This window comes from Micromonospora sp. WMMD708 (genome assembly GCF_049315245.1).
Classification (GTDB): Bacteria; Actinomycetota; Actinomycetes; order Mycobacteriales; family Micromonosporaceae; genus Micromonospora; species Micromonospora wenchangensis.
This window is the reverse complement of the sequence record NZ_CP186060.1, coordinates 232,517-252,057: the sequence shown is the minus strand read 5'-3', so window position 1 is coordinate 252,057 and position 19,541 is coordinate 232,517. Positions and strand designations below refer to the sequence as shown.

20 protein-coding genes and 2 pseudogenes are annotated in these 19,541 nt (G+C 74.8%); 7 read left to right on the top strand and 15 right to left on the bottom strand.

What is annotated here, in order from left to right; translation table 11 throughout:
- Window positions 1–75: 75 nt before the first annotated feature.
- Window positions 76–564: an Lrp/AsnC family transcriptional regulator gene (locus ACN260_RS01120; RefSeq protein ID WP_204957498.1), complete on the bottom strand. Its 489-nt coding sequence runs from the start codon at window positions 562–564 to the stop codon at window positions 76–78.
- A gap of 140 nt (window positions 565–704) precedes the next feature.
- On the opposite strand from ACN260_RS01120, the gene hppD reads away from it, so the two are divergent.
- Genes hppD through hisC form a run of 4 tightly spaced genes read left to right on the top strand, consistent with a single transcriptional unit; the run spans window position 705 to window position 4,801 of the window.
- Window positions 705–1,910, top strand: a complete 1,206-nt coding sequence (gene hppD / locus ACN260_RS01115) for a 4-hydroxyphenylpyruvate dioxygenase (protein ID WP_422754349.1) — start codon at window positions 705–707, stop codon at window positions 1,908–1,910.
- 11 nt (window positions 1,911–1,921) lie between these two features.
- Window positions 1,922–2,680: an RDD family protein gene (locus tag ACN260_RS01110; protein WP_422754348.1), complete on the top strand. Its 759-nt coding sequence runs from the start codon at window positions 1,922–1,924 to the stop codon at window positions 2,678–2,680.
- 40 nt (window positions 2,681–2,720) lie between these two features.
- Complete coding sequence (locus ACN260_RS01105) at window positions 2,721–3,701, top strand: RDD family protein (protein ID WP_422754347.1); 981 nt, start codon at window positions 2,721–2,723, stop codon at window positions 3,699–3,701.
- A complete protein-coding gene (hisC, locus tag ACN260_RS01100; protein WP_422754346.1) occupies window positions 3,698–4,801 on the top strand; it encodes a histidinol-phosphate transaminase in 1,104 nt (367 codons plus the stop codon). The genes ACN260_RS01105 and hisC overlap by 4 nt, the downstream gene beginning before the upstream one ends.
- A gap of 47 nt (window positions 4,802–4,848) precedes the next feature.
- Here the strand turns inward: hisC and ACN260_RS01095 are convergent, their stop codons facing one another.
- The 5 genes from ACN260_RS01095 to ACN260_RS01075 all read right to left on the bottom strand — a co-directional run bounded on the left by ACN260_RS01095 (window position 4,849) and on the right by ACN260_RS01075 (window position 9,208).
- Entirely contained in the window at window positions 4,849–6,096 is a 1,248-nt protein-coding gene (locus tag ACN260_RS01095) for a pyrrolo-quinoline quinone (RefSeq protein ID WP_422754345.1), read from the bottom strand.
- A gap of 111 nt (window positions 6,097–6,207) precedes the next feature.
- Window positions 6,208–6,690 carry an SRPBCC family protein gene (locus ACN260_RS01090; protein WP_422754344.1) on the bottom strand — a complete coding sequence of 161 codons (483 nt, stop codon included), beginning with the start codon at window positions 6,688–6,690 and terminating at the stop codon, window positions 6,208–6,210.
- Between the two features lie 109 nt (window positions 6,691–6,799).
- Window positions 6,800–7,009: a DUF397 domain-containing protein gene (locus tag ACN260_RS01085; RefSeq protein WP_088643247.1), complete on the bottom strand. Its 210-nt coding sequence runs from the start codon at window positions 7,007–7,009 to the stop codon at window positions 6,800–6,802.
- Between the two features lie 154 nt (window positions 7,010–7,163).
- A complete protein-coding gene (fahA, locus tag ACN260_RS01080; RefSeq protein ID WP_422754343.1) occupies window positions 7,164–8,360 on the bottom strand; it encodes a fumarylacetoacetase in 1,197 nt (398 codons plus the stop codon).
- Complete coding sequence (locus ACN260_RS01075) at window positions 8,357–9,208, bottom strand: hypothetical protein (protein ID WP_422754342.1); 852 nt, start codon at window positions 9,206–9,208, stop codon at window positions 8,357–8,359. The genes fahA and ACN260_RS01075 overlap by 4 nt, the downstream gene beginning before the upstream one ends.
- 95 nt (window positions 9,209–9,303) lie before the next feature.
- Between ACN260_RS01075 and ACN260_RS01070 the strand changes: the two genes are divergently transcribed.
- A complete protein-coding gene (locus ACN260_RS01070; protein ID WP_422754341.1) occupies window positions 9,304–10,485 on the top strand; it encodes a homogentisate 1,2-dioxygenase in 1,182 nt (393 codons plus the stop codon).
- Between the two features lie 14 nt (window positions 10,486–10,499).
- On the opposite strand, the pseudogene ACN260_RS01065 reads toward ACN260_RS01070, so the two are convergent.
- The 5 genes and pseudogenes from ACN260_RS01065 to ACN260_RS01045 form a co-directional block, all read right to left on the bottom strand.
- A pseudogene (locus ACN260_RS01065) lies at window positions 10,500–11,282 on the bottom strand (hypothetical protein); the annotation flags it as partial.
- Window positions 11,283–11,618: 336 nt separating this feature from the next.
- A pseudogene (locus ACN260_RS01060) lies at window positions 11,619–11,852 on the bottom strand (tetratricopeptide repeat protein); the annotation flags it as partial.
- 7 nt (window positions 11,853–11,859) lie between these two features.
- Window positions 11,860–12,342 (bottom strand): 2-C-methyl-D-erythritol 2,4-cyclodiphosphate synthase, encoded by a 483-nt coding sequence (ispF, locus tag ACN260_RS01055; RefSeq protein ID WP_088643252.1) that lies wholly within the window; start codon window positions 12,340–12,342, stop codon window positions 11,860–11,862.
- Window positions 12,343–12,358: 16 nt separating this feature from the next.
- A complete protein-coding gene (gene ispD, locus ACN260_RS01050) occupies window positions 12,359–13,054 on the bottom strand; it encodes a 2-C-methyl-D-erythritol 4-phosphate cytidylyltransferase (protein ID WP_422754340.1) in 696 nt (231 codons plus the stop codon).
- Window positions 13,055–13,108: 54 nt separating this feature from the next.
- Window positions 13,109–13,594 carry a CarD family transcriptional regulator gene (locus ACN260_RS01045; RefSeq protein ID WP_007073334.1) on the bottom strand — a complete coding sequence of 162 codons (486 nt, stop codon included), beginning with the start codon at window positions 13,592–13,594 and terminating at the stop codon, window positions 13,109–13,111.
- Between the two features lie 329 nt (window positions 13,595–13,923).
- Between ACN260_RS01045 and ACN260_RS01040 the strand changes: the two genes are divergently transcribed.
- The gene (locus ACN260_RS01040) at window positions 13,924–14,643 is read left to right on the top strand and encodes a hypothetical protein (protein WP_422754339.1); all 720 of its coding nucleotides are present in this window, start codon (window positions 13,924–13,926) and stop codon (window positions 14,641–14,643) included.
- 71 nt (window positions 14,644–14,714) lie between these two features.
- Here ACN260_RS01040 and ACN260_RS01035 read toward each other — a convergent pair whose 3' ends face one another.
- The 4 genes from ACN260_RS01035 to ACN260_RS01020 all read right to left on the bottom strand — a co-directional run bounded on the left by ACN260_RS01035 (window position 14,715) and on the right by ACN260_RS01020 (window position 18,522).
- The gene (locus ACN260_RS01035) at window positions 14,715–15,278 is read right to left on the bottom strand and encodes a hypothetical protein (RefSeq protein WP_422754338.1); all 564 of its coding nucleotides are present in this window, start codon (window positions 15,276–15,278) and stop codon (window positions 14,715–14,717) included.
- Window positions 15,279–15,432: 154 nt separating this feature from the next.
- The gene (locus tag ACN260_RS01030; protein ID WP_422754337.1) at window positions 15,433–16,494 is read right to left on the bottom strand and encodes a type III polyketide synthase; all 1,062 of its coding nucleotides are present in this window, start codon (window positions 16,492–16,494) and stop codon (window positions 15,433–15,435) included.
- Window positions 16,495–16,552: 58 nt separating this feature from the next.
- Window positions 16,553–17,719, bottom strand: coding sequence for an acyl-CoA dehydrogenase family protein (locus ACN260_RS01025; protein ID WP_422754336.1), 1,167 nt, complete (start codon window positions 17,717–17,719; stop codon window positions 16,553–16,555).
- A 44-nt stretch (window positions 17,720–17,763) separates the two neighbouring features.
- Window positions 17,764–18,522, bottom strand: coding sequence for a methyltransferase domain-containing protein (locus tag ACN260_RS01020; protein WP_422754335.1), 759 nt, complete (start codon window positions 18,520–18,522; stop codon window positions 17,764–17,766).
- On the opposite strand from ACN260_RS01020, the gene ACN260_RS01015 reads away from it, so the two are divergent.
- Window positions 18,521–19,408 carry a UbiA family prenyltransferase gene (locus ACN260_RS01015; RefSeq protein ID WP_422754334.1) on the top strand — a complete coding sequence of 296 codons (888 nt, stop codon included), beginning with the start codon at window positions 18,521–18,523 and terminating at the stop codon, window positions 19,406–19,408. The genes ACN260_RS01020 and ACN260_RS01015 overlap by 2 nt on opposite strands.
- The last annotated feature ends 133 nt before the right edge of the window (window positions 19,409–19,541 follow it).

Here is a 19,541-nt window from a genome sequence, read left to right as displayed (position 1 = left end):
CGGACGCATCACACCATCGCCGAAATAGCGTCCATAGAGCCTTCGGATACCGCTATATCAGCCCAATTGCCCTGATCACGAACCGGCGGCGGACCGCAGCAACGGCAGCGTGCGGTACGGGATCTGCTCGGCCAGCGCGATGATCGTGGAGGCCCGGCGGATCGCCTCGGACGAGACGATCTGGTCGATCACCCGTTGCAGGTCGGTGTTGGAGCGCGCCACGATCCGGCAGAGCAGGTCGCTCGCCCCGGTGATGGTGTGCGCCTCCAGCACCTCCGGGATCGCCGCCAGGTGGGCGGTGACCGTGTCGTGGCCGTGCCGCTGGCTGATCTCCAGGGTGACGAAGCTGGTCACCGCGAACCCGATCGCCGCCGGCCGGATCTCCGGCCCGAACCCGCCGATCACCCCCCGGTCGACCAGCTTGTCCAGCCGGGCCTGCACGGTGCCCCGGGCCACCCCGAGCCGGCGGGAGCATTCCAGCACCCCGATCCGGGGTTCGTCGGCGAGGAGTTGGACCAGCCTGCCGTCCAACGCGTCGAGCTGTGCACCCTGTCCAGCGTTCATGGCTGCACACCCTACCGATTGCGCAACCTGACCAGGGGAAAACGTGAGTGTTGCCCAGTGGACGGGCCCACCGCGATGCTGCCTGCAAGAGCTGTCGGACCACCGGCCCACGACGCCGGCCGCAACCGAGGGAGGCCACCGTGACCCAGGCGATCGACCGACCCCAGTCGACCGAGGACATCGACGTCGACACGCTCGTCGGCGCAGTCGACCACGACATCACCCGTGACCCGTTCCCGGTCAAGGGCCTCGACCACGTGCACTTCCTGGTCGGCAACGCCAAGCAGGCCGCGCACTACTACTCCACCGCGTTCGGCATGACCTGCGTGGCCTACCGGGGGCCCGAGCAGGGCTACCGGGACCACGCCGAGTACGTGCTGACCAGTGGTTCGGCCCGGTTCGTGCTGACCGGCGCGGTCCGCCCCGACGCGGCCGGCGCCGACCACGTCGCGAAGCACTCCGACGGGGTCAGTGACATCGCGCTGGAGGTGCCGGACGTCGACGCCGCGTACGCGCATGCGCTGGCCCAGGGCGCGACCGGCCTGGTCGGGCCGCACGACGTGACCGACGAGCACGGCACCGTCCGGCTGGCCACCATCGCCGCGTACGGCGACACCCGGCACAGCCTGGTCGACCGGTCCCGCTACACCGGCCCGTTCCTGCCCGGTTTCGTGGCCCGGGGCCCGATCGTCGACCGGCAGCCGATGATCGCCGCCGGCCTCCAGCCGAAGCGCTTCTTCCAGGCCGTCGACCACGTGGTCGGCAACGTGGAACTGGGCCGGATGGACGAGTGGGTGGAGTTCTACAAGCGGGTGATGGGCTTCTCCAACATGGCGGAGTTCATCGGCGACGACATCGCCACCGACTACTCGGCGCTGATGAGCAAGGTCGTCGCCAGCGGCACCCGGAAGGTGAAGTTCCCGCTCAACGAGCCGGCGGTGGCCCGCAAGAAGTCGCAGATCGACGAGTACCTGGAGTTCTACCAGGGCCCCGGCGCGCAGCACATCGCGGTCGCCACCAACGACATCCTGGCCAGCGTCGACGCGATGCGGGCGGCCGGCGTCGAGTTCCTCGACACCCCGGACTCGTACTACGACGACCCGGAGTTGCGGGCCCGGATCGGCAACGTGCGGGTGCCGATCGAGGAGCTGAAGTCCCGCAAGATCCTGGTCGACCGGGACGAGGACGGCTACCTGCTCCAGATCTTCACCAAGCCGGTGCAGGACCGGCCGACGGTCTTCTTCGAGCTGATCGAACGGCACGGCTCGCTCGGTTTCGGCAAGGGCAACTTCAAGGCGCTGTTCGAAGCCATCGAGCGTGAGCAGGAGGCACGCGGCAATTTGTAACACTGTCCCGCGTGACGCAACCTCCGAGCTACCCGACACCGCCGGCCGGTGGGCCCGGGTCCGCCGCCGGCGGCTTCGCCCCGCCTGCCGGCCCACACCCCCAGGGGTACGCCGTGCCGCCGCAACCCGGTCCCCACGCCGCCCCGCCCGGCGGGATCGGGCAGCCCGGTCCCTACCCGACCCCGCCCGGCCCGTACGCCGGGCTGCCCGGATACCCCCCACCGGCACCCGGGGTGCCGCCGTCCGGCTTTCCGGGTTTCTCGCCGCGTGGGCTGCCGCTGGCCGGCTTCGGTGACCGGCTGCTCGCGGTGCTCATCGACGGGCTGGTGCTCGGGGCGACCAGCCTGGTCTTCATCGTGCCGGCCTTCATCGTCTTCTTCACCACGGTCCTGCCGGACCTGACCACCGGGTCCGACGGCCAGCCCACCGCCGACCCGTTCACGAACTTCCTGTTCCCGCTGCTGGCGCTGGAGGCGGTGATCTTCCTGGTGGCGTTCGCCCTGAGCTACGTCTACCAGGTCGAGATGATGTTCCGGACCGGGCAGACCATCGGGAAGCGGGTGATGAAGCTCCAGGTGGTGCCGCTCGACCCGGCCGCCACGCTGACCCGCACGGCGGCGGCCAAGCGGTGGGCCGCCTACCAGATCGGCGGGGCGGTCATCCCCGTCTTCAGCTACCTCGACGGGCTGTGGCAGCTCTGGGACAAGCCGTGGCAGCAGTGCCTCCACGACAAGTTCGCCGGCACCATCGTCGTTAAGGTTGCCGGGTGAGCGAGCAGAGCGACCGTACCGGACAGCGCAGGGCGCGACCGTGAGCGTGCAACCAGGCTGGTACGTCGACCCGGCCGAGCCGACCACCCGACGGTGGTGGGACGGCGAGGGCTGGATCGGTGCCCCGATCCCGGTCGACGTCACCCCACCCGACGGCCCGCCCCCGCCCGAGCCGGAGCCCGCCGCCGAGCCGCCCGCCCCGACCTCCCCCGCCGGGGCCACCCCGGCCTCCGGCCAGCACCCACCGGCCGCTCCCGGCACGCCGGCCGTGCCGGGCCCACCCTGGGCGGGCCAGCCCTGGACCGGGCAGCCGGGAGCAGGGCACCCGGGAGCAGGGCAGCCCGGCGGGCCGCCGCCCGGGTGGCCGTACCCGACCTGGCCGGGGCGTCCGCCGGAACCCCGGCCGCACGGGGTGCCGCTGGCCGGCTACGGTGCCCGGCTGCTCGCCCGGCTGGTCGACTTCGGGGTCGTCCTCGGGCTCAACGCGGTGGTCAACGGCTGGTTCGTCTGGCGGTACTTCGAGGAGACCGCGCCCTATCTGCGCGAGGCGGTCCGGCGGGCGATGGCCGGCGACTCCTCGCGGGAGGGGCTGCCCGCCATCGGTGAGCAGGCCGGCGGCCTCCAGATCGCCATCCTGGTCATCGCGACCGCGCTCTGGTTCGCCTACGAGGTGCCGACGATGGCGTCCGGCGGGCAGACCCTGGGCAAGCGGCTGCTGCGCATCCGGGCGGTGCCCGTCGACGCCGACCAGCCGCTCGGCTTCGGCCGGGCCACCCGGCGGTGGAGCACCATGGGCATGCCCACCCTGCTCTGGTTCTGCTGCGGCTTCGGCCTGCTGCTCCAGTTCGTCGACGCGGTCTCCGCGCTGTTCGACCACCCGCTGCGCCAGGCGCTGCACGACAAGCGGGCCCAGACGGTCGTGGTACGGGTGCCGCGAATCGACCGACCCGACACCCCCACCGACGACCCCGACACCGCCACCGACCGCGCCGACCCCGAGCCCCCGGGAGACACCCCGTGACCGACACCGGACGCCACCAGCCCCCGCTGCGACTGACCCGCGCCGACCTGGACGCCCTGCCGAACTACGTGCCCGGACGCAGCCCGGCCGACCTGGCCCGCGAGCTGGGCCTGGCCGAGGCGATCAAGCTGGCCAGCAACGAGGTGCCGTACGGGCCGCTGCCCGGGGTGGTCGAGGCGGTCACCGAGGCGGTCGCCGGGTCGCACCGCTACCCCGACATGGGCGTGGTGGCGCTGCGCACCGCGCTCGCCGAACGGTACGGCGTCGACCCGGACCGGATCGCCACCGGCTGCGGGTCGGTGGCGCTGGCCGAGCACCTGGTACGGGCCACCTGTCTGCCCGGCGACGAACTGCTCTACTCGTGGCGCTCGTTCGAGGCGTACCCGATCATCGCGGCGACCAGCGGCGCGAGCAGCGTGCGGGTGCCCAACGACGCCGGGCACGGGCACGACCTGGCGGCGATGGCCGCGGCGGTGACCGACCGGACCCGGATGGTGCTGGTCTGCAACCCCAACAACCCCACCGGCACGGCCGTACGCGGGCCGGAGCTGGACCGGTTCCTCGACGCCGTCGGCGACGACGTGCTCGTCGTCATCGACGAGGCGTACCGGGAGTTCGTCACCGACCCGCAGGTGCCCGACGGGCTGACCTACCTCGACCGGCCCAACGTGGTGGTGCTGCGCACCCTGTCCAAGGCGTGGGGCCTGGCCGGGCTGCGGATCGGCTGGCTGGTCGGCGCCCCGGAGGTCGCCGCCGCGGTCCGCAAGGTGGTCACCCCGTTCTCCACCAGCACGGCGGCGCAGGCGGGGGCGCTGGCCGCGCTCGCCCAGGCCGACGAGGTCGAACGCCGCTGCGCGCTGGTCGTCGCGGAACGGGACCGGGTCACCGCGGCGCTGCGCACGTTCGTGCCCGACGTGCCGTCCAGTCAGGCCAACTTCGTCTGGTTGCCGCTGGGTGAGGGGGCCGTGGAGTTCGGCCGGGCCTGCGAGGCGCGCGGCGTGATCGTCCGGCCGTTCCCCGGCGACGGCGTCCGGGTCACCATCGGTACCCCGGCCGAGAACGACGCCTTCCTGGCCGTGGCGCAGGACGCCCTGTCCTGAACCACCGCCCGGCCCCGGGCCCGGCCAACCGGCCGGGTCGGGCCGGGTCAGGTCGCGGCGAGCACCACCGGCTCGGCCATCAGGAAGTACGCCTGGTCGTCGTCGTCCGGGTCGGCGCGCTCCCGCAGCCGCTCCACCGCGACGTAGCCACCGGCCGCGTACGCCCGGCCGGGTTTCCAGCCGATGCCGTCCCGGCCGGGGGTCATCGGGAACCGGGACCGCTGCGCGCCGGTGACCGGGTCGAGGGTGACCAGTTCCCGGCGTTCGGTCAGCACGTAGAGCCGACCGGCCTCGGTGGCGAGGATCGTCACCGGGCCGAGGTCACCGCGCTGCCAGCGGCCCTTGCCACTGCGCGCCTCCCAGCCCTTGAGCACCCCGCCGTCGTCGCCGACGGCCAGCTCGCCGACCAGGGTGGTGCCGACGGCGTCCAGGGCGGGGGCGGCCATCGGCGCACCCGGGCCGACCTGCCAGCCCCGGCCGCCGTCACCGCCGTCGGTGCGCAGCCCCCGGCACTGCGAGCGGGGGGTGAGGCAGCCGACCGGGGTGACGGTGAACCGCCCGGATGCGTCCGGTGGCCGCCAGCGGGTGCCCACCGTGCCGGTGGCGACGGCGCGGAACTCGACCACCGTCGGGCCGGCGCAGGAGTCGACGGAGAAGACCTGCCCGGCGGCGGTGGTGCCCAGGTCGGTACGGCAGTCCCGGCCGCCGTCGACCCGCCACAGCTCGCGCCCGTCGGCGAGGTCGTAGCCGCGCAGGCCGTCCCGGCCGGAGACGACCAGCACCGTCCGGCTTCCGGGGGCGGGGGCGACGGAGATGCCGTGCGGGTCCCACACGGTGGCCGCCCCGGTACGCCGGGCGGGGGCCACGGCGTACGGCGTCGGCCCGTCGGCCCGCCAGGCGACCGTGCCGGTGAGCCCGTCCAGGGCCACCAGCTTCCCGTCCGACCAACGGCTGAGCACCGTGGTGCCGGCCGCCAGCACCCCGTCGAGGGTGGCCGGCCAGCGCCGGTACGACCAGAACGGGGTGACCCGGTTGCGGCCGTCGGCGGGCTGGTCGGCGTAGAGCTGACGCTCGGCGGCGTAGACCCGCAGCCGGCCCGCCACCACCAGCGGCGCGACCGGCAGCCGACCGACCACCCCGACGGCCGGGGTGCCGGCGGGCGGCGGTGCGCCCCGGGCGGGCGTGACGACCTCGGCGGGGGCGAGCACCCGGTAGCCGATGCCGGCGACCGCCGCGAGGGTGAGCAGCGTGGTGACCGCGACCACGAGTCGCCGCCGTCCCTTCGGGAATCCCATGCCCACCTCCGCCCGGCACCCTACCCAGACCTCCCCCCTGGGGACCGGTCAGGTCGAGTCGCGTCGCGCGAACGAAGTCGGGCCGGCGGGCCGCCGGTGCCCGGACGCGGATCAGGCGGCGGTGGCCCGGCCGGTGCTGCGTACGGTGGCGGCCAGCGCGGTCAGGTCGTGCCGGATCGCGCCCTCCACCGTACGGGCGGCCAGGCCACCGAAGAGCAGCGCCATCACCCGCCCGTACGGGGTGGTCGGCAGGGCCCGGTGTTCGACGGTGACGGCGGTGCAGGCGCGGCGACGGCGCTGGACGGCGCGCAGGGTCCAGGTGATCCGGTAGTCCACCCCGCTGCCCGGGGAGGCGAGCACCAGCCGGTGCGGTGGCTCGGCGGTCAGGACCAGGAACTCCTCCGCCTGGTCGCCGCCGTCCGGGCGGGTACGGGTCTCCCGCCAGGCGGTGCCCGGCCCGAACGGCCCGGGGGTGAGCAGTTCGACGGAGCTGACCGTACAGAGCCAGTCGACCCGGACGGGCAGGTCCGTCAGGAGTTCCCACACGTCGACGGCCGACGCCTCGATGACATCGGTGACCGCAACCGTCGACATGACACCTCCCGTGTCGTCCACCGTACGGCGGGTGAGCGACCGACGGGGGGCCGTACGGTGAAATTTCCGTCACCGGCGTCCCGGGGTGGGACGCCGGTGACGGGGGCGGTCAGGGACGGAAGGTCCCCTGCCGGACGGCGTCGACGAACGCCGTCCAACCCGGTGGGCCGATGACCAGGGCCGGGCCCGACGGGTCCTTGGAGTCCCGTACCCCGACCACGGCCCGGGTGCGGACGAGGTTGTCCGCCACCTCCACACAGAGCCCCTGGTCGTTCGAGCGGCTACTGGTGCGCCACACCGCGCCGACGAGATCGTTCATGCTCGTACCTCCTCTCCACTGGGACGTGCCACGCCGACGCGCCCCGCGCCGCCGACGGGAGACGGCGGCGCGGGGCGTACGGCGGAATCCGGTGGGAGAAACGCGGCAGGAGCGTCGGACGGTCGGACAGCGGGTGCGACCGACGGGCGTCGGCTCAGCGGGCGGGCAGGATGCGCCCGGTGACCTCGCCGAGGGCGATGGTGGTGCCGTCCGGGCCGGGCGCGGTGGCCCGCAGCGTGACGGTGTCGCCGTCGGCGAGGAAGGTGCGGGTGTCCCCGCCGACGGTGACCGGTTCGGCCCCGCCCCAGGTCAGTTCCAGGAACGAGCCCACCTGGCCGCGTTCGGGGCCGGAGACCGTGCCCGAGGCGTACAGGTCGCCGGTCCGCAGGGACGCGCCGTTGACGGTGAGGTGGGCCAACTGCTGGGCGGGCGTCCAGTACATGCCGGCGAACGGCGGCTCGGTTACCCGCTCACCGTTCCACTCGACCTCTAGCCGCAGGTCGAGGCCCAGGTGCGGGGTCTGGCGCAGGTAGTCCTGCACCGGCGGGTCCTGGTGCGGGGCCGGCACGAACGCGTCGGCCAGCGCGTCCAGCGGGGTCACCCAGGCGGAGACGGAGGTGGCGAAGGACTTGCCGAGGAACGGCCCGAGCGGCTGGTACTCCCACGCCTGGATGTCCCGGGCCGACCAGTCGTTGACCAGCACCACCCCGAAGACGTGGTCGGCGAAGTCGCCGGTGGGCACCCGGTCGCCGAGCGCGCTCGGTACGCCGACCACGAAGCCCACCTCGGCCTCGATGTCGAGGCGTACGGACGGGCCGACGGTGGGCCCCTGTGCGGTGGCGCGCTGCCCCTTCGGTCGGACGACCGGGGTGCCGGAGACCACCACCGTGCCGGCCCGGCCGTGGTAGCCGATCGGCAGGTGCTTCCAGTTCGGCAGCAGCGGCGGCTGGCCGGGGCGGAAGATCTGCCCGACGTTGCCGGCGTGGTGCTCGGAGGAGTAGAAGTCGACGTAGTCGGCCACCTCGAACGGCAGCAGCAGCTCGACGGCGGCCAGCGGCACCAGCAGCGGCTCGACGGTCCCCCGGTGCGCCGGGTCGGTGAGCAGTTCGACGATGCGCTGCCGGACCGAGGTCCACTGCGGGCGGCCGAGCGCCATGAAGTCGTTGAGGGTGGGCCGGCGCAACGCCCCGGCGGCGAGCACCAGCCCGGCCTCCTCCGCCCCGGCCAGGTCGAACACCAGGTCGGCGATCCGTACGCCGATCCGGGGTGGCCGCCCGTCGTGCCGGAACACCCCGTACGGCAGGTTGGTCACCCCGTACGGCGAGCCGTCCGCGCCCGTCACCCAGCTCATCGGTCGAATCCCCCGTTCACCAGCCCCAGCCGGATCAGATCGGTCAGTGGTTCCCGCACGCTGCACGAGCCGAACCCGATCCACAGCGGACGGTCGTCGTCCCGGGCCGCCCGCGCCGGCTCGACCACCCGCACCGGGTCGGTGTCGGCGAGCAGCGCGGCGACGGCGTCCACCTCGGCGCCGCCGGCGGCGGCGAGGGTGGCGGCCAGCACGTTGCCGAACCCGTGGTGGGTGAAGCCGGTCTCCGGGTCGATCTGGCGCAGCGCGTGGTGCAGCCCGGCGGTCAGCTTGAACGGCAGCGCCCGGTCCCGGCAGGCGCAGATCACCGCGGCCAGCTCGACCGGGGTGGGGAAGAGTTCGGCGGCCAGCCCGCCGGTGCGGAACTTCGCGGCGACCGGTTCGCCGGCCGCGCGGGCCTCGGCGAGGGTGTCCAGCCCGGCGGTCAGCCCGAAGGTCAGCGGCAGTTCGGCGTACCAGTCGAGGTCACCGTGGCGGGCGAGCACGCCGCGCAGCGCGGCCAGGCCCGGCTGGGGGTCCTCGCCGCGCCGGGCGACGGCCACCTCGACCTGCCGGACGGCGATGCCGGCGGCGGCGAGGCCGGCCAGCGCGGCGGGCACCCCGGCGACGCCGGTGTCGCCGATCAGCCCGGTCACCGTGCCCTCGGGCAGGCCGTCCAGCGCACCGACGGCGGAGGCGGGCACCAGCAGCGGGCCGACCAGGTCGGCGTACCAGGAGGTGCGGTGTTCGCGGTGGGCCGCGATCGCGTCGGGCAGCGACGCGCTGCCGGGCGGGAAGACGGCGGCGTCGTCGACGAGTCCGGCGAGGAGGCGGGGGACCTGCGTTGACACGAGACAAGAATCTACGGGACGCTGTCAAGGAACGGACAGCGACGTCCGGTTATCGGACGCCACCGGCCGGATATCGGGACAATACGGGAGGCGACATGCCGTACTACCGCAGCGTCGGCGAGGTGCCCCGCAAGCGGCACACCCAGTTCCGCCAGCCCGACGGCAGCCTCTACACCGAGGAGCTGATGGGTCAGGAGGGCTTCTCCGCCGACTCGTCCCTGCTCTACCACCGGCACCCGCCGACCGCGATCGTCGCCGCCGAGGAGTTCACCCCACCCGGGTACACCCGGCTGCCCAACCACCCGCTCAAGCCACGCCACCTGCAGACCCACAAGCTCGACGGCGCGGGGGCCGACCCGGTGCTCGGCCGGCGTCAGCTGCTCGCCAACGACGACGTCCGGATCGGGTACGTGCTGGCCGACCGGCCGTCCCCGCTCTACCGCAACGCCACCGGCGACGAGTGCCTCTACGTCGAGGCGGGCACGCTGCGGCTGGAGTCCACCTTCGGCGCGCTCGACCTGGTCGCCGGCGACTACGCGGTGATCCCCACCTCGACGGTCCACCGGCTGGTGCCCACCGGCGACGCCCCGGTCCGGCTGCTCACCATCGAGGCCACCGGGCACATCGGCCCACCCAAGCGCTACCTGTCCGTACGCGGCCAGTTCCTGGAACACTCCCCCTACTGCGAGCGGGACGTCCGGGGGCCGGACGCGCCCCTGCTGGTCGACGGCACCGACGTGGAGGTGCTGGTCCGCCACCGGTCCCGGGCCACCGGCACCGCCTGGACCCGGCACGTCTACGCCCACCACCCGTTCGACGTGGTCGGCTGGGACGGCCACCAGTACCCGTGGGCGTTCTCCATCCACGACTTCGAGCCGATCACCGGCCGCCTCCACCAGCCGCCACCGGTGCACCAGACCTTCCAGGGCCCCAACTTCGTGATCTGCTCGTTCGTGCCCCGCAAGGTCGACTACCACCCGGACGCCATCCCGGTGCCGTACCACCACCACAACGTCGACTCCGACGAGATGCTCTTCTACGCCGGCGGCAACTACGAGGCCCGGCGCGGCTCCGGCATCGGGCAGGGCTCGATCTCACTGCACCCGTCCGGCTTCACCCACGGCCCGCAGCCCGGCGCGGCGGAACGCTCGATCGGCGTCGACTTCTTCGACGAACTGGCCGTCATGGTCGACACCTTCCGCCCCCTCGACCTCTGCGACGCCGCCGTCGAGTGCGAGGACCCGGGCTACGCCTGGACCTGGAACCGCCAGCCCTGAAGGGGGGCGCGAGGCTAGGCGATGCCCGTGCGGGTGGCGGCGATCAGGGTCGCCGGCACCGCGAGGGCGATCGCGAGCACCAGCGGCCACGGGCTGCCCACCAGGGCGAACAGCAGCAGCAGGGCCGGCCCGGCCGGGACGGCGTACACGGCGAACGCCAACGCGCGGTCCTCGCGGCGCAGCGCCGGCAGGACCACCCGGCCCAGCTCGGGCACCCGCCGGGACAGCCGCCAGGCCAGCAGCGCGCCACCGGCCGCCGCCAGCACCGCCACCACCCGGCTCGCCCCCGCCCCACCGGCAGCCAGGAACGCGAGCAGCAGGCTGGCGACCAGCGACCAGCCGCTGCCGATCAGGACGAGCCGGCGCAGCCCGGCCCACAGCGGCAGCTTCTCGGCCCGCGCCGGCTGCACCGGCGCCAACGCGGCCACCTGTTCCAGCGCCAGCACCCAGCGCCGCCGCTCCAACCGCAGTACCCCCGGGTCGTGCCGCGCCTCGGCCAGTTCCGGATCGAGCCGCAGCGCCTCCCGGTAGGCCCGCTCGGCCAGGTCGAACAGCTCCAGCCGGCCGGCGACCAGGGCCAGCACCAGATGCGCCTGCGGCTCGTCGGGGGCCAGCTCCACCCCACGCCAGGCCGCGTTCAGCGCCGGCTGGCCGTTGCGCGCCTCGGCCAGGATCGCCGCCGCGCTCCGCTGGGCGTACGCGTCACCCGGCCCGGCCGCCAGGATCCGATCGGCGGTACGCGCCGACTCGGCGTACTCGCCCAGGTCGGCGAGGGCGATCGCCCGGACGACCAGCGCGGCGGTCGGCACCCTCACCCCTGCCTCCCCCGCCGGGCCGGATCCGCCGGACGGGCCGGCGGGGGCGGGTGCACCGGCCGGGCCGGGGAGGGAGGGTGTCCACGGCTGGTCAGAGCCGGGAGGTGGTGCGGGCCGGTCCGGCGACGGTCCGGACGGGTCGGGCGACGTCGGTGGGCCCGCCTGTCCCGGCGCCGCCCATGATCCGGTAGGGCCGGCCGGTGCCGGCCCATCTGACCGGTCAATCGGGCCCGGGGGCGCAGCCGGATCCGGCGGCACAGGTGACGCCGACGACACGGCGGGCCCCGGGGGCACAGGCGGGTGCGGCGGTCCGGGGGGCGGTGGGGTGTCGGGGCGGGGTGGGGCGATCGCCGCGTCGGCGGCGGCGAGCGCCTCGCCGGGACGGCCGGCGGCGAGGTGCAGCCGGGCCAGCAGCGTCAACGCGGTCGGATCGGCGGGCGCCAGGGCTAGCGCGAAGCCCAGTTCCTCGGTGGCCTCGTCGTGGCGGCCCAGCTCGGCCAGGAGCTGGGCCCGCTGCCGGTAGCCGTCCAGCGGCGACTCGTCGTCGGTCATCGCGGCCCTACCCGGCCGACGCGTCGTAGACCAGGGCCACCGCGATACCGGCGAGGCCCTCGCCCCGACCGGTGAAGCCGAGGCCGTCGCTGGTGGCGGCGGTGACGGTGACCGGTGCGCCGACCGCCGCGGAGAGCACCTGCTGTGCCTCGTCGCGCCGTGGCCCGATCCGGGGCCGGTTGCCGACGACCTGCACCGAGACGTTGCCGATCGCGTACCCGGCGGCGCGGACCCGGCGGGCGGACTCGGTGAGCAGCGTGACCCCGGAGGCGGCGGCCCACTCCGGCTGGTCCACCCCGAAGTTCGCCCCGAGATCACCGAGCCCGGCGGCGGAGAGCAGCGCGTTGCAGGCGGCGTGGGCGACCACGTCGGCGTCGGAGTGCCCGGCCAGGCCGTCCTCGCCCGGCCAGTGCAGGCCGGCCAGCCAGCACGGCCGGCCGGCCGCGAAGGCGTGGATGTCGGTGCCGACGGCGACCCTGGGAACGATCATGGATCGAGGGTACGCGTCAGTGCCCGGCGGCCAGCAGGTGCTCGGCCAGGGTCAGGTCGAACGGCCGGGTGACCTTCAACGCGTACTCGGAGCCGGGGACGCAGAACACCGGCACCCCCTGCTGCTCGACCAGGCCGGCGTCGTCGGTGAGCGGGTCACCGGCGGCGGCGTGCGCGGCAGCGAGCACCTCCCGGCGGAAACCCTGCGGGGTCTGCACGGCCCGCAGGGCGGACCGGTCGACGGTGGCGAGGACGACGTCGGCAGCGTCCACCCGCTTGATGGTGTCACTGACGGGGAGGACCGGGATCACCGCGTCGTGCCCGGCCCGGACGGCCGCCGCCACCGCCTCGACGAGTGCGGGCGGGGTGAGCGCCCGGGCCGCATCGTGCACCAGCACGATGTCGGGGCCGGACGGCACCGCCGCCAGCGCGTTCCCCACCGAAGCCTGACGTTCGGCACCGCCCGCCACCACCAGTACCGGGGCGACCGGGGCCAGCAACTGCCGGACGGCGTCGACCTCGGCGGCCGGCGCGGCGACGACGACGGTGTGCACCGATCGCGCGGCGGCGACCCGGCGTACCACGTGCACGAGCAGGGGTTCACCGCCGAGGAGCCGGAGCGCCTTGGGACCGCCCGGCCCGAGCCGTACCCCGGCACCGGCCGCAGGAACGAGGACCGCGACGTCACCGCGCGGATTGAGCTGCGCGGTCACGTCGCGGTCCTCGGGAATTCTTCGCTGCGGGGTGGGTACGACGATGCGGTGGGATCAGGCCTCGGTGAGGACCTTGTCGAGCAGCGTCTCCGCCTCGTCCTTGGTGCTCTTCTCAGCCAGCGCGACCTCGCCGACGAGAATGTCGCGGGCCTTGGCGAGCATGCGCTTCTCGCCCGCCGACAGGCCCCGCTCCCGCTCCCGCCGCCACAGGTCGCGGACGACCTCGGCGACCTTCAGCGGGTTGCCGGAGGCCAGCTTCTCCAGATTCGCCTTGTAACGTCGCGACCAGTTGGTCGGCTCCTCGGTGTGCGGTGCACGGAGCACGTCGAAGACCTTTCCCAGGCCCTCTTCGCCGACCACCTCACGCACACCCACGATCTCGGCGTTCTCGGCCGGCACCCGGACCGTCAGGTCACCCTGCGCGACCCTCAGGACGAGGTACTGCTTGGGTTCGCCCTTGATGACCCGAGTCTCGATTGCCTCGATGAGTGCGGCCCCGTGGTGGGGGTAAACAACGGTCTCGCCGACGCTGAAAACCATAGGTTCGAAACCCCTTTCGCTGTGTCTAGGGTAACACGCTCAGGCACCAATGTCCCGCTGCCGTCCTGACCGTTGGCGCAGCTCAGGGGCCCTGTGAGAGGCGTTGCTTCGGCTTGACAGGCGGCCAAACCAGTGGTTCAAACACGCTCCGTGAGCAGCGGATGACAACCCGGTACGGGTGATCGGAGCGCGGATTTCTCCAGCTGTGCGCTTCTCCCATGGTAGCCCGGCGGCGCTCCGGCCGCCCAGGTCTGGCGGCAGGAGGGTCCGTGCGGGACGCTGGAGGGGTACCGCACGCCGCTCGCCGCACCGCTGACCCGGGGGGTCCGATGGGCATGCCCGACGCCGAGGGACACGGACTGCCCGACCTGCCACCGGAGTGGGGGCGGGTGGTGGTGCCGGACGACGCCTCCGCGCTCGCCGAGGAGGCCGCCCAGCTCCGCCGCGAGCTGCGCCGGCAGGCCCGGTCCGGCCGGTGGCGACGCCGGCTGGGGTTGACCGCACGCCCCGACGGGCGGCCACCGCTCGGGCTGCCCCTGCTGATACTCCTGGTGGCGGTGCTCGCCACCACCGTCGGGCTGGTCACCGTCACCTGGCCCAGGTCCTCCCGGGGCACCGAACGACCCACCGTCCTGCCGCAGACGGGCACGGCGGTGCCGCTGGTCGGGCGGTCGCTTCCCGCGCTGGACCTGGTCGACGTCGACCAGCGGCCGGTCCCGCTGCGCGGCCTGCTGCCCGCGATGATCATCCTGGTCGACGGCTGTGCCTGCGCCGAACAGGTGGCCGCCGCCGCCAGCGCCGCCCCGGACGGGGTGCAGGTGGTGAGCGTCGCCGCCGGACGGAAGGTCACCCCCGCGCCACCGGTCGGCGGACCGGTGCGCGCCCTCGCCGACCCCGCCGGCGAGCTACGCGCCGCGTTGCACCTGCCCGCCCAGGCCGGTGCCGCCCCGGCGCTGTTGGTGGACCGGGCCGGCACGGTCGTCCGGGTGCTGCCCGAACTGGGGGCCGCCGCCGACTACCGGGGCGACCTGATCCGGCTCGGCGGCTGAACCGGGCCGGGGTGCTGCCGCCGCCGGCCCGTCCGACCGGTCCGGGGCACGGACGGGGCCCGCGGGGCCGCTCAGGGCACCGCGACGACCTGCGCCTCCAGCTCGACCGAGCCCGGCCCGACCACCGAGAACTCCAACCGGGTACCCCCGTCCGGACCACGCAGCTCCCAGGCCACCAGTTCGCCGTCGCAGGCCGTCCGCCGGTGCTGCGGCGGATCGTCGTGCAGCACCGAGACCAGCAGCGTCCCGTCGCCCGAGCAGCGGTACTGGAAGAGGTGCCTCGCGCCGTCCGGGGCCGACTCCCGGCGTACCGGTGCCCGGCCGGACACCAGGGTCATCCGCTCCCGCCAGGTGGTGTCGGTGAACGTCGGCAGCCCCACGTCCGGGTCGCCGGAGGTCCCGGGCAGCTCGGTCGCGCCCAGCAGCCGCCCGGTACGGGCGTCGATCACCACCACCCGCCGGCTGGCCTCCGCGCCGGCCGACGGCTGCGGTGACACCGTCGCCGCCGAGCCGACCGGGTCGACGGCCGGGGCGGTGGCCGACCACCACCAACCGCCCCCGACCAGGGCGAGCAGGGCCACGCCGGCCAGCACCGCACCGCGCAGCCGATCACCGCCGCCCCACTCGACCCCCACCCGGCGAGGGTAACCAGCAGCCGACGGCGGCGCTCGGCGCAGCGCCGACCCCACCCACCCTGACCAGGTCGTCCACCGCACTCCGAGCGCTCCCGGCCAGCCGGTGACCGGTCGGGGCGGACCCGGTTCCGGCCGGGGCGCGGTGGCCGGTGGCTCAGGAGCGGCGTTCGAGCAGGGCGGCGTAGAGGGTCAGTCCCGGGCCGAACGCGAGCAGCACGATCCACCGGGGCGGTGCCGCCGCCCGCAGCAGCCGCTCCAGGATCAGCAGCACGGTGGGCGACGAACAGTTGCCGTGCGCGTCCAGCACCGCCCGGGAGGCCGCCAACGCGTCGTCGGGCAGGGCCAACTCCCGCTCCACCACGTTGAGGATGCGCGGGCCGCCCGGGTGCACCGCCCAGCCGTCCACCTCGGCGACCGTCGTGCCGTGCCGGGCCAGCAGACCGTCCACCAGCCCCCGGACGTGCGCCGACAGCACCTGCGGCACCTTCGGCGACAGGCCCATCCGGAAACCGGTGTCGGTGACGTCCCAGGTCATGTGGTCGGCGGTGGACGTGTCGGTCACCGAGGCGACCTCGCGCAGCGCGTACCCCCGGCCGGTGGTGCCGGTGCCGGGGACCAGCACGGTGGCGACCGCCGCGTCGGAGAAGAGGGCGTGCGAGATGATCTGCTGGGTGTCCATCCGGGCCGAGGACGGCTGGATGTGCAGGCTGGTCAGCTCGGCGCAGAGCAGCAGCGCCGGCCGGCCCCGCGCGGTCACGAAGTCGCCCGCCGCGCCCAGCCCCGGCAGGGCCGCGTAACAGCCCATGTGCCCGACGAACATCCGCTGGCAGTCCGGGGCCATGCCCAGATCCCGGGCGAGCAGGATGTCCAGCCCCGGGGTGGCGTAACCGGTGCAGGAGCAGACCACGAACAGCCCGAGGTCACCGGCGTCCAGGCCGGCGGCGGTCAACGCCCGGCCGATCGCCTCCTTGCCCAGCGGCAGCGCCTCCACCTGGTAGCGCCGCATCCGCCGGTCGGTCGGCCAGTCGGAGACGTCCTCCAGCAGCGGGTTGACCGCCGCCTGCCGGTGGGACACCCCCGAGTTGGCGAAGATCCGCTCGGCCAGCGCCCGGGTGGGACCCGAGAAGTGCTTCGCGAAGTAACCCGTCCAGAGTTCGTCCTGGGCGGCGCCGGGCGGGTGTGCCGCCCCCAGCCCCGCGATCAACGGCACGGCCATCTGTCCCCACCTCTCGTCCGCACTGCCCGTCCGGTGGTCGCCCCGACCCCCGTCACCCTCACCAACGAGGGGCCGTTCCGTCCCGGTCCGGGTCACCCCCGAGCACCGCCACCCCGAGCCAGTCGGCGCACACGTCCGAGGTCGCCGGATGCAGCGAGCCGCAGCGGGCGTCCCGGTAGAGCCGTTCCAGCGGATGCCCCCGGCGGGTCGCCGACGTCCCGGCCGCCTCCAGCATGGACGCCGCCACCTCCGCCGCCGTGGTGCCGGCGAGCAGCTTCGCCCGCCACACCCACCGGTTCGTCCCGGCGTCGCCGGGGGCGTCGTCGACCCGGCGGGCCGCCTCGGCCACCACCAGCTCCGCCGCCGCCACCGCCGCGTCCGCCCGGCCGAGCCGGGCCCGCACCGCCGGCAGGCCGCCGAGGTCCCGGGCGGTGAGGTGCTCGGCGGCGGCGTCCACCGCCGCCCGGGCGACCCCCACGTAGACGGCGGCGTAACTGGCCACCAGCCAGTGCGGCATGAGCTGGGCGACCACCAGCGCCAGCCCCTCGACGCCACCGAGCAGCCGGTCCGCCGGCACCGTCACGTCCAGGTGCAGGTCGTGCGACGAGGTGGCCCGCATGCCCAGGGCGTCCCAGGTCGGCTCCACGGTCACCCCCGTGCCGGCGGGCACCAGGAACTGGGAGACCAGCGAGGGGTCGGCGGCGCTGCGGGCGGCCACCAGGTAGCCGTCGGCGTGCCCGGCCCCGGAGCAGAAGGTCTTGCTCCCCTTGATCCGCCAGCCGCCGTCGACCGGTGCGTAGACCGTGCTGAGCCGGGACAACCGGGCCCCCGCGCCGCGTTCACTCATCGCCACCGCGTACCAGGCGCCCTCGGCAGCCGCGCGCAGCAACCGGTCCCGGGCGGCCAGCGCCTCGTCCGGTACGCCCAGCGCCTCGGCCAGTTCCTCGGTCACCGCGCCCAGCGCGCCGGTCACCGAGGCGTGCATGTTGAACACCAGCGCGGTCGCGCCGTTGCCCCGGGCCAGCTCGGTGGCGACCGCCGCGTACCTGGCGAAGGAGGCTCCCGCGCCGCCCAGCCCGGCCGGGACCATCAGCCCGAACAGCCCGGACTCCCGCAGGTCGGCGAAGTCGTCGACCGGGAACGTGCCGTCCCGGTCGTGCCCGGCGGCCCGGGCGGCGAACCTCGGTGCCAACCGACGGGCCACCCCCGGTGCGTCCACAGTCATGCGGTCCCCTTCCTGGGTGTTCCTGGTACCCCGAACCGGGGTGACTACCCGTGTCGGACCCCCCGGCCCTGGTAGAGCACCGCCGTCGACCAGGTCGGACGGATCGCGGGCCCGTCGTGCGTGACATCCCGGGCGGCACCCCCACGGGTACGCCGCACCAGCCAGCCCAGCGTCGCCCGCAGCCCCGGGCGGACCCCGCGCACCCGCAGGGCGACGCCGTGCCTGGCGCACTCGACGACCAGCGCCCGGTCGTCCACGAACAACCGTGGGTCGTGGATGCCCCGCGGCACGGTGGGCAGGCGTTCACCCAGCTCCACCGCGACCAGCCGGGCCAGCAGCGTGTCGTTGAGGGTGTCCAGCACGAGCAACCCGCCGGGGCGCAGCAGCCGGCACGCCTCGGCGACCGCCGCCCGCCAGTCGGGCACGTGCTCCAGCACCTCGCCGGCCGCCACCACGTCGGCGCACCCGTCGGCGAGCGGCACCGCCGTGACGTCACCGGCCACGGTGACGACGCCGTGCGCCGCCGCCTGTTCCAGCGCCGACCGGGTGAGGTCCACCCCGACGTGCCGGTAACCCTTGCCGGCCAGGTGCGGCGCCATCAGCCCGGCGCCGCAGCCCAGGTCGACCAGGACCGCGTCGGGCCGGGACGCCGGTGGCACCAGGGCGGCGCGGGCCCGGGCCAGCCAGTGCAGCATCGCGAACGCGCCGTCGGGCCGCCACCACTCACCGGCCAGGTCGTCGTACTGGCGGGGGTCGTTGGGGGGCAGCACGCGTACGCCGTCGGACACCGGACCGTGACCCATGGCATCGAGCGTGGCACGACCGGCCGGTAACGACCAGACTTCCCTTATGTGGCGGACGGTGTTAGGGCTGGTCAAAGCGAGTCATCCGGAACCGGGCCTGGCCGTGACCACGGTGGCCGGGCTGCTCGCCGTCGCGGTCGGTCACCGTCCGACCGGGACGGTCGCCGTGGTGCTCACCGTGCTGTCCAGCCAGCTCGCCGTCGGCTGGACCAACGACGCGGTGGACGCCGGGCGGGACGCCACGGTGGGGCGTACCGACAAGCCGGTCGCCGCGGGGGCGGTGGGCCGCCGGGCCGTGGTGGTGGCCGCCGTGCTGGCCGCGCTCGCCACCCCGCTGCTGGCGCTGACCACCACCCCGGTCGCCGCGCTCTGCTACACCGTGGGCCTGGTCTCGGCGCTGCTCTACGACTGGCCGCTGAAGTCCACCCCGGTCTCGGTGCTGCCGTACGCGGTCTCCTTCGGCTCGCTGCCCGCCTTCGTGGTGCTCGCCCTGCCGGGGGCGCCCACGCCGCCGCTCTGGCTGGTCGTCGCGGCGGCCTGCCTGGGCGCGGGGGCGCACTTCGCCAACGTGCTGCCCGACCTGGCCGACGACGCCCGGACCGGGGTGCGCGGGCTGCCGCACCGCCTCGGTGCCACCGGCAGCCGGCTGGCCGCCGCCGGGCTGCTGCTCGCCGCTACCGTCGCCCTGGTCCTCGGGCCACCCGGGCCGCCGTCGTGGGTCGGCTGGTCGGCGGTCGCGGCGGCCGTCGCGGTGCCGGCGGTCGGCTGGTACGCGGGCCGCGCCGCCACCCGGCGCGGCGGCCGCTCGGCGGCCGCCTTCCGGGCGGTGCTGGTGGTGGCCCTGATCGATGTGCTGCTGCTGGTGGCGAGCGGTCGGGTGGTCTGACCGGCACCCGCCCGGGTGGCGGCACCGGGTCCGCGTGCGGCCCTCGATCAGCCCCAACTACCCTGGAGCGCGGTCTGCGCGGGTATGACCACCCCGCGCCCGGGGCACGCACCGGGTGGGGATCGTGACGAGG

What these genes read in the sequence shown, in the direction of transcription:
- ACN260_RS01120 (WP_204957498.1), bottom strand. Translation starts at nt 564, where the DNA reads ATGAACGCTGGACAGGGTGCACAGCTCGACGCGTTGGACGGCAGGCTG.
- ACN260_RS01095 (WP_422754345.1), bottom strand. Translation starts at nt 6,096, where the DNA reads ATGGGATTCCCGAAGGGACGGCGGCGACTCGTGGTCGCGGTCACCACG.
- ACN260_RS01090 (WP_422754344.1), bottom strand. Translation starts at nt 6,690, where the DNA reads ATGTCGACGGTTGCGGTCACCGATGTCATCGAGGCGTCGGCCGTCGAC.
- ACN260_RS01085 (WP_088643247.1), bottom strand. Translation starts at nt 7,009, where the DNA reads ATGAACGATCTCGTCGGCGCGGTGTGGCGCACCAGTAGCCGCTCGAAC.
- fahA (WP_422754343.1), bottom strand. Translation starts at nt 8,360, where the DNA reads ATGAGCTGGGTGACGGGCGCGGACGGCTCGCCGTACGGGGTGACCAAC.
- ACN260_RS01070 (WP_422754341.1), top strand. Translation starts at nt 9,304, where the DNA reads ATGCCGTACTACCGCAGCGTCGGCGAGGTGCCCCGCAAGCGGCACACC.
- ispF (WP_088643252.1), bottom strand. Translation starts at nt 12,342, where the DNA reads ATGATCGTTCCCAGGGTCGCCGTCGGCACCGACATCCACGCCTTCGCG.
- ACN260_RS01045 (WP_007073334.1), bottom strand. Translation starts at nt 13,594, where the DNA reads ATGGTTTTCAGCGTCGGCGAGACCGTTGTTTACCCCCACCACGGGGCC.
- ACN260_RS01040 (WP_422754339.1), top strand. Translation starts at nt 13,924, where the DNA reads ATGGGCATGCCCGACGCCGAGGGACACGGACTGCCCGACCTGCCACCG.
- ACN260_RS01030 (WP_422754337.1), bottom strand. Translation starts at nt 16,494, where the DNA reads ATGGCCGTGCCGTTGATCGCGGGGCTGGGGGCGGCACACCCGCCCGGC.
- ACN260_RS01025 (WP_422754336.1), bottom strand. Translation starts at nt 17,719, where the DNA reads ATGACTGTGGACGCACCGGGGGTGGCCCGTCGGTTGGCACCGAGGTTC.
- ACN260_RS01015 (WP_422754334.1), top strand. Translation starts at nt 18,521, where the DNA reads ATGGCATCGAGCGTGGCACGACCGGCCGGTAACGACCAGACTTCCCTT.
- ACN260_RS01020 (WP_422754335.1), bottom strand. Translation starts at nt 18,522, where the DNA reads ATGGGTCACGGTCCGGTGTCCGACGGCGTACGCGTGCTGCCCCCCAAC.